Raw genomic sequence first — 7023 nt, forward strand, 5'->3', positions numbered from 1 at the left:
ACCATGATCGCCAACCTCATGGCGCTGTCCGTCCGGGCACGCTGGGCCGTCGTCGCCTTCTTCCTCGTCGTGGCTGCCGTGGGCGCTTGGCAGCTCACCCGGTTGCCGATCGACGCCGTTCCCGACATCACGAACAACCAAGTCCAGATCAATACCGTCGAGCGCGGGCTGTCGCCGATCGAGATCGAGAAGCGGGTTACCTTTCCGATCGAGATGGCGCTCGCGGGCATCCCGGGTCTCGAAACGACCCGCTCGATCTCGCGCAACGGGTTCAGCCAGGTCAGCGCGATCTTCACCGACAAGACCGATCTCTACTTCGCCCGCCAGCAGGTGAGCGAGCGCATCGCGCAGGCACGCGACAGCCTGCCCGACGGCGTCCAGCCGCAGATCGGGCCTGTCACGACGGGCCTCGGCGAAGTATTCATGTATGCGGTCGACTTCGCCAACCCAGGTGGCAGAGGCGCCAAGGTTGCGAACGGGCAACCGGGCTGGCAATCGGACGGTAGCTTCCTAACGCCCGAGGGCGATCGGCTGACCGATGAGGTATCGCGTTCGGCGTATCTTCGCACGGTGCAGGACTGGATCATCCGGCCGCAGCTTCGCACCGTCTCAGGCGTAGCGGGGATCGACTCGATCGGCGGCTACGAGAAAACCTATGTGGTCGAGCCCGACCCGGTGAAGCTCGGCAACTACGGCGTTTCCTATTCCGAACTCGCCAAGGCGCTCGAAGCGGCGAACCTGTCGGTCGGCGCCAACTTCTTCAACCGCGGCGGCGAGGCGTTCCTCGTGCGCGGCGATGCCCGCATCAAGGACATCGACGAGATCGCCGACGCCATCATCGCGACACGTGGCGGGGTGCCCGTCGCGGTCAAGAACGTGGCCACGGTGCGGATCGGCGGCGACCTGCGGACGGGTGCCGCCAGCATGAATGGCCACGAGGTCGTGGTCGGCACCGCGCTGATGCTCATCGGCGGCAACAGCCGCATCGTCGCCCGCAACGTGGGCGACAGGATCGCCGAGGTCACGAAGTCGCTTCCACCCGGCATCAAGGTCACGACCACGCTCGACCGGTCTGTGCTCGTCAACGCGACCGTCGGGACAGTGCAGAGGAACCTCGCCGAGGGCGCCGTGCTCGTCGCCGCGGCGCTGTTCCTACTGCTCGGCAACGTGCGCGCGGCGATCATCGCTGTGCTCATCATCCCCTTCTCGTTCCTGATGATGGCGATGGGCATGAACGCCTTCGGGGTGCCCGGAAACCTGATGAGCCTGGGCGCCCTAGACTTCGGCCTCATCGTCGATGGCGCGGTGATTATCATCGAGAACTGCCTGCGGCGCCTCGCCGAGCGACAACACAGGGAAGGACGATTGCTCGCACTTCGGGAACGCCTGGAGGAGACGATGCGGGCGAGCCAGGAGATGATCAAGCCGACCGTATTCGGTCAGGCCATCATCTTCCTCGCCTTCGCGCCGTTGCTGATGTTCACCGGAGTCGAGGGCAAGACGTTCTCGCCGATGGCTATCACTATCATGCTGGCGCTGGCGGCCGCATTTGTCCTCGCACTGACGTTCGTGCCGGCGATGGTCGCCCTGCTCATCCGCGGCAAGGTCGCCGAGAAGGAAGTGTGGATCGTCGCCCGAATCAAGGAACGCTATGCACCGGTCCTCGACATGGCGGTGGCTCGGCCCTGGCCATTCATCGCCGCAGGCTTCGGCTTCTTTGCGGCCGCGATCCTAGCCTTCGGCTTCCTCGGGCAGGAGTTCATCCCGCAGCTTGACGAGAAGAACGTCGCCCTCGCCTCGAGCCGCGTTCCATCGGTCTCGATGGAGCAGTCGCTCAAGATGCAGCGGGGTGTCGAAAGGGCCGTCACCAGCCTGCCGGAGGTGGCGCTGATGTTCTCCAAAACCGGCACGGCGGAGGTGGCGACCGACCCGATGCCGTCCAACATCTCTGACGGCTTCGTCATCCTGAAGCCGCAGGACCAGTGGCCGGCCGGGGTGGAGACAAAGGCCGACGTGCTTGAGCGGATCGAGAAGAAGACGGGCGCCCAGATCGGCAACGCGTTCGAGGTGAGCCAACCGATCCAGCTGCGCTTCAACGAGTTGATCGCCGGGGTGCGCGGCGATGTCGCGATCAAGCTCTATGGCGACGATCTCGACAAGATGAGCGCGTCGGCCGCCAACATCGTCAAGACGCTGCAGGCGATTCAGGGCGCTGCCGACGTCAAGGCCGAGCAGACAAGCGGCTCGCCGACGCTCGACGTCCGTTTCGACCGGGCGGCCATCGCCCGATACGGGCTGACCGTAGAGGAGGTGGCCGACACCGTGGCCGCCGCGATGGGCGGCCGCGAGGCCGGTCTGGTGTTCGAGGGTGACCGGCGCTTCGGCGTGCAGGTTCGTGTGCCGATGGAATCGCGCGACAACCTCGACGCCCTGCGCAATCTGCCGGTGCTGCTGCCGCCCGAAGAAACCGAGCGTCGCGGCTCGGTGCCGCTGTCGCAGGTCGCGCAGTTCCGGTTCAGCGAGGGTCTCAACCAGATCAGCCGCGAGAACGGAAAGCGGCGCGTCGTCATCCAAGCAAACGTGCGCGGACGCGACGTTGGCTCGTTCGTGGCGGAGGCGCTGCCGAAGGTCGGTACCGTCGCGCTGCCGACCGGCTCTTACCTGGAATGGGGCGGACAGTTCCAGAACCTGCAGGCCGCATCCGACAGGCTCGCGATCGTCGTCCCGCTCTGCTTCGCGGCAATCTTCGTCCTGCTCTATCTCGCGCTGGGCGGGCTGGGCCGGGCAATCGCCGTGTTCGCGGCGGTGCCGCTCGGCCTCGCCGGCGGCGTGTTCACGCTGCTGATGACCGGCATCGCCTTCTCGGTGTCGGCAGCGGTCGGGTTCATCTGCCTTGCCGGCGTCGCCGTACTCAACGGGTTGGTCGTAATGAGCGCCATCCGCGAGCGGCTGGAGGACGGCGTCGACCTCAGCCGCGCAATCGTCGAAGGGACGTTCGAAAGGGTGCGGCCGGTGATCATGACCGGCTTCGTGCCGGCGATCGGTTTCGTGCCCATGGCGCTCGCGCACGGCACCGGTGCCGAGGTCCAGAAGCCGCTCGCGATGGTGGTCATCGGCGGCCTGATTGCGGCGACCATTCTTACGTTGCTCGTGCTTCCCGCTATTACCCAGGTCGTGCTCGGCCTGGGCGAGCGGTGGCGCCAGAGACGCAAGCGCAATCTGGACACCACCGCGCATATGGCTCCAGCCACGGGAGAAGGATGATGGAAAACGGCATGAAACTGCTGCGAATCTACACCGATGAAGCGGCCTATTTCGGCGACCGCAAAGTCTTCGAGGTGGTCGCGTCTCGCGCACGCGACGCGAAGATGGCGGGAGCGACTGTGCTTCGGGCGTTATTCGGTTTCGGCCGGTCCGCACATCAGCATCGCCGGCACCTACTGGAGGACGACCAGTCGCTGGTGATCGAGATCGTGGATGACGATGCGCGCCTTCGCGCGTTCGTGGCCGAACTGGCGGACATATCGGGCATCGGGCTGATGACACTCGAGGCAGTCGAGATACTCGGCGGCGACAACATGGCGGAGACTGACAGATGAGCGGCAGGGGCACCGATCAAGACCATGGCGATGGGCACGACCACGCCGAGCATCCGCCCGGTGCGGAGCCCAATCACGGCGGGCACGGCCACAGCCACGCGCCAGCCGACTTCGGACGTGCGTTCGCCATCGGTACCGCGCTCAATGTCATCTTCGTCATCGTCGAGGCGACCTACGGCCTGATTGCCGGCTCGGTCGCACTGCTCGCCGACGCCGGCCACAACCTGAGCGACGTGCTCGGCCTGCTGATCGCGTGGGGCGCGGCGACGCTCGCCAAGCGCAGACCCAAGGGCAAATACACCTACGGCTTGCACAGCTCCTCAATCCTCGCAGCGCTTCTGAACGCCTTATTGCTACTCGTCGCGATCGGCGTGATCGCGGTCGAGGCGATCCGACGGTTCGCCGAACCGAGCCCTGTCGCAGGCACGACGGTGATGATCGTTGCGGCTATTGGCATCGTCATCAATGGTGCGACCGCGCTCCTATTCATGAGCGGCCGAAAGGGCGATCTCAACGTCAGAGGCGCCTTTCTGCACATGGCGGCCGACGCCGGCGTCTCCGCTGGTGTCGTCCTCGCCGGACTGGCGATTGTGCTGACCGGCCAAACGTGGATCGATCCCGTGACCAGTCTGGTGATCGTCGCAGTGGTCGCTATCGGGACGTGGGGTCTGCTGCGGGATTCGGTCAACATGAGCCTGCAGGCGGCGCCTTCCGGGCTCGAACCGGCAAGGATATCGGCGTTCCTGCGCAAGCAACGCGGCGTAAAGGGCGTGCACGACCTTCACGTCTGGCCGATGAGCACGACCGAGACGGCGTTGACCGTCCACCTGCTTGTACCAGACGGCTATCCCGGTGACGCCTTCACCGCCGAGATCGTGGAGTCTCTCAAGGAACGGTTCGGTATCGATCACGCGACGATCCAGATCGAGACCGACCCCGACGCGGACTGCCCGCTCGAGTCCGATCACGTGGTTTGAGGCCTGTGACAGACGGCACCTGCACCGGCGTGACGTCTGTCCGGCGCCGACACATTAGGAGACGTTGATGCTGGCGCTGACTTACACCGTCTTTCCGCTGCTTGCCGTTCTCGTCGGAGCGATCGTTGCGGTGCTGCGACCGCCCGGCCCGGGGCTAACCAGCGCGATCCAGCATCTGGCGGCCGGCGTTGTGTTCGCCGCCGCGGCTGCAGAAATCCTGCCCCAGGTCGTCCATGAAGGTTCGCCGTCCGCCACGTTGATCGGCGGCGCGATCGGCGTCGTCGCCATGCTGTCGCTCAAGTCGCTCGAGGGACGCTTCGAAGGACCGCTGGGCATGCTCGGCGCGGTCGCCGCCGACATCCTCATCGATGGCCTAGTGCTTGGCCTCGCGTTCATCGCCGGGGCCAAGGCCGGGTTGCTGCTCACTATCGCGCTGACGCTGGAAATCCTGTTCCTCGGCGTCACCGTGACCGAGGAACTGGGTGCGACCGTGAGATCGAAGGTCAAGATCGTCACGATCACCGCAGGGCTTGGGCTGCTGCTGCCGATCGGCGTGCTGCTCGCCACGCCCGTCGCGGGCTTCCCGCCCGCGGTGATCGGCGGCTTCCTCAGCTTCGGTCTGATCGCCCTCCTGTATCTCGTGACCGAGGAGCTGCTCGTCGAGGCCCACGCCAAGCCCGACAGTCCGCTGATCAGCGCCATGTTTTTTGTCGGGTTTCTTGGTCTGCTTCTGCTCGAAGAGCTGATGGGGTGAGCTTCATTGACCTTTGTATCGGTCGGCGACGCGGGGGCGCGAATCCACCAACGTCCGGGGCTTGCCAGATAATCTGATGGTGCTATTGATGGTGCTGGCGAAATGCATCAGCAAGAACTGCCGTATTTCAGTCGCTTAAGTGCCGGATTCAGTCCTCTTCTGGGCACCATTTGAGTCCTCTTCCGGGCACCATTTACGTATCCGCTGATGCCCGCGATAGGTTGAAAAAGCCGCAGAAATCCGCGAGTTTAACCCTCGCATTGACAGCTCTAGATTGCTGGCGTTCGCCAATAATCGCCCAAAAGTGGGGGCCTTTTTGGAGGCCTTTCGCCAGCGGCCATTCGCACCGATGCGAAAGGGACGATCATGGCGTTGACCGACACGGCGATCCGGCTGGCGAAAGCAGGGGAAAGCGACCGCAAGCTGGCCGATGAAAAGGGCCTCTACCTATTCGTAACCACCACCGGGTCAAAGCTGTGGCGGCTGAAGTACCGGATTGGCGGCAAGGAAAAAAAAGCTCGCGCTGGGGTCTTATCCCGAAGTCAGTTTGAAGGATGCGCGGGCGAAACGCGACGAAGCGCGCAAGGCGGCGCAAGCGGGCAGCGACCCGGCATTGGCCAAGCGGGAGGCACGAATCGCGCAACGGGTCGCAACCGCAAACACCTTTGCCGCGATTGCCGAAGAATATATCGACAAGCTGCGAGGCCGAAGGGCGCGCCGAAGTGACGGTCGCGAAAACCCGGTGGCTGTTGTCGAAGCTTTCCCCGTCGCTGGCCACGCGCCCGATTGCTGAAATTACGCCGCACGAATTGCTGGCGGTCCTTCGCAAGTCGGAGCGGGTGGGACAACGCGAGACGGCGCGGCGGTTGCGATTCTTTTCCAGCCGCGTGTTTCGGTATGCGGTGGCCACCGCCCGCGCTACCAGCGACCCTGCACAGCCACTTCAGGGCGCGCTAGTCTCGCCCGTTGCAAAGCATCATGCGGCAATCATCGATCCGATCGCCTTTGGCGGGTTGCTGCGCGCGATCGAAGCCTATTCTGGTCAGCCGATCACAACGCTGGCGATGCGCTTCACCGCGAACGTGTTCCAGCGACCCGGCGAAGTGCGGCAAGCCGAGTGGAGCGAAATCGACCTAGACGCGGCAGTCTGGACGATCCCGGCGGCGCGCATGAAACAACGCCAGCCGCACCGCGTGCCCTTGTCGCGCCAAGCCGTCGCAATCTTGCGCGAAGCCGCTTCGCTTTCTGCGAACAGTAAATACGTGTTCCCAAAGCTGGGGTCGCCGCTCAAACCTATGTGCGAAAATGCGATCAACGGCGCGTTGCGGCGTATGGGGTTCGGCGCGGACGTGATGACGGCGCACGGCTTCCGCTCCACCGCTTCGACGCTGTTGAACGAAAGCGGCAAGTGGAACCCGGACACGATCGAACGCACACTGTCGCATGCCGAAGCCAATCAAGTCCGCGCGGCTTACCATCGGGGCGCGCATTGGGTGGAACGGGTTGAGATGGCGCAATGGTGGAGCGACTATGTGGACACATTGCAGGAAGGTGGGCAGGTTGTGCCTGACCTGCCCCCCGTTGGTTCCCTCGATCTGATGTAGAGTCTGCCCGCTGGAAGGAGCAGACGAATGAGGAAGAGCCGTTTCACCGAGGAACAGATCATCGGGATGATCAAGGAGCAGGAAGCCGG

At 64.3% G+C, this 7023-nt stretch carries 4 protein-coding genes and 1 pseudogene; all 5 read left to right on the forward strand.

The annotated features are described in order from the left end of the window. Positions 1 to 3: 3 nt before the first annotated feature. Positions 4 to 3264 carry an efflux RND transporter permease subunit gene (locus tag WC704_RS16410; RefSeq protein WP_372891845.1) on the forward strand — a complete coding sequence of 1087 codons (3261 nt, stop codon included), beginning with the start codon at positions 4 to 6 and terminating at the stop codon, positions 3262 to 3264. Further along, on the forward strand, positions 3264 to 3599 hold the full coding sequence (locus WC704_RS16415) for a DUF190 domain-containing protein (RefSeq protein WP_372891847.1): 336 nt from the start codon (positions 3264 to 3266) through the stop codon (positions 3597 to 3599). The genes WC704_RS16410 and WC704_RS16415 overlap by 1 nt, the downstream gene beginning before the upstream one ends. Further along, positions 3596 to 4576: a cation diffusion facilitator family transporter gene (locus WC704_RS16420; RefSeq protein ID WP_372891849.1), complete on the forward strand. Its 981-nt coding sequence runs from the start codon at positions 3596 to 3598 to the stop codon at positions 4574 to 4576. Before WC704_RS16415 ends, WC704_RS16420 begins: the two co-directional genes overlap by 4 nt. A 67-nt stretch (positions 4577 to 4643) precedes the next feature. Continuing rightward, positions 4644 to 5330, forward strand: a complete 687-nt coding sequence (locus tag WC704_RS16425; protein WP_372891851.1) for a transporter — start codon at positions 4644 to 4646, stop codon at positions 5328 to 5330. Positions 5331 to 5696: 366 nt separating this feature from the next. Further along, a pseudogene (locus WC704_RS16430) lies at positions 5697 to 6934 on the forward strand (tyrosine-type recombinase/integrase). Positions 6935 to 7023: the final 89 nt, after the last annotated feature.

The organism is Sphingomonas sp., assembly GCF_041661885.1.
GTDB lineage: Bacteria > Pseudomonadota > Alphaproteobacteria > Sphingomonadales > Sphingomonadaceae > Sphingomonas.

Excerpts from the sequence above, each read along its gene's own strand:
- WC704_RS16420 (WP_372891849.1), top strand. The coding sequence starts at position 3,596 with ATGAGCGGCAGGGGCACCGATCAAGACCATGGCGATGGGCACGACCAC.
- WC704_RS16415 (WP_372891847.1), top strand. The coding sequence starts at position 3,264 with ATGGAAAACGGCATGAAACTGCTGCGAATCTACACCGATGAAGCGGCC.
- WC704_RS16410 (WP_372891845.1), top strand. The coding sequence starts at position 4 with ATGATCGCCAACCTCATGGCGCTGTCCGTCCGGGCACGCTGGGCCGTC.
- WC704_RS16425 (WP_372891851.1), top strand. The coding sequence starts at position 4,644 with ATGCTGGCGCTGACTTACACCGTCTTTCCGCTGCTTGCCGTTCTCGTC.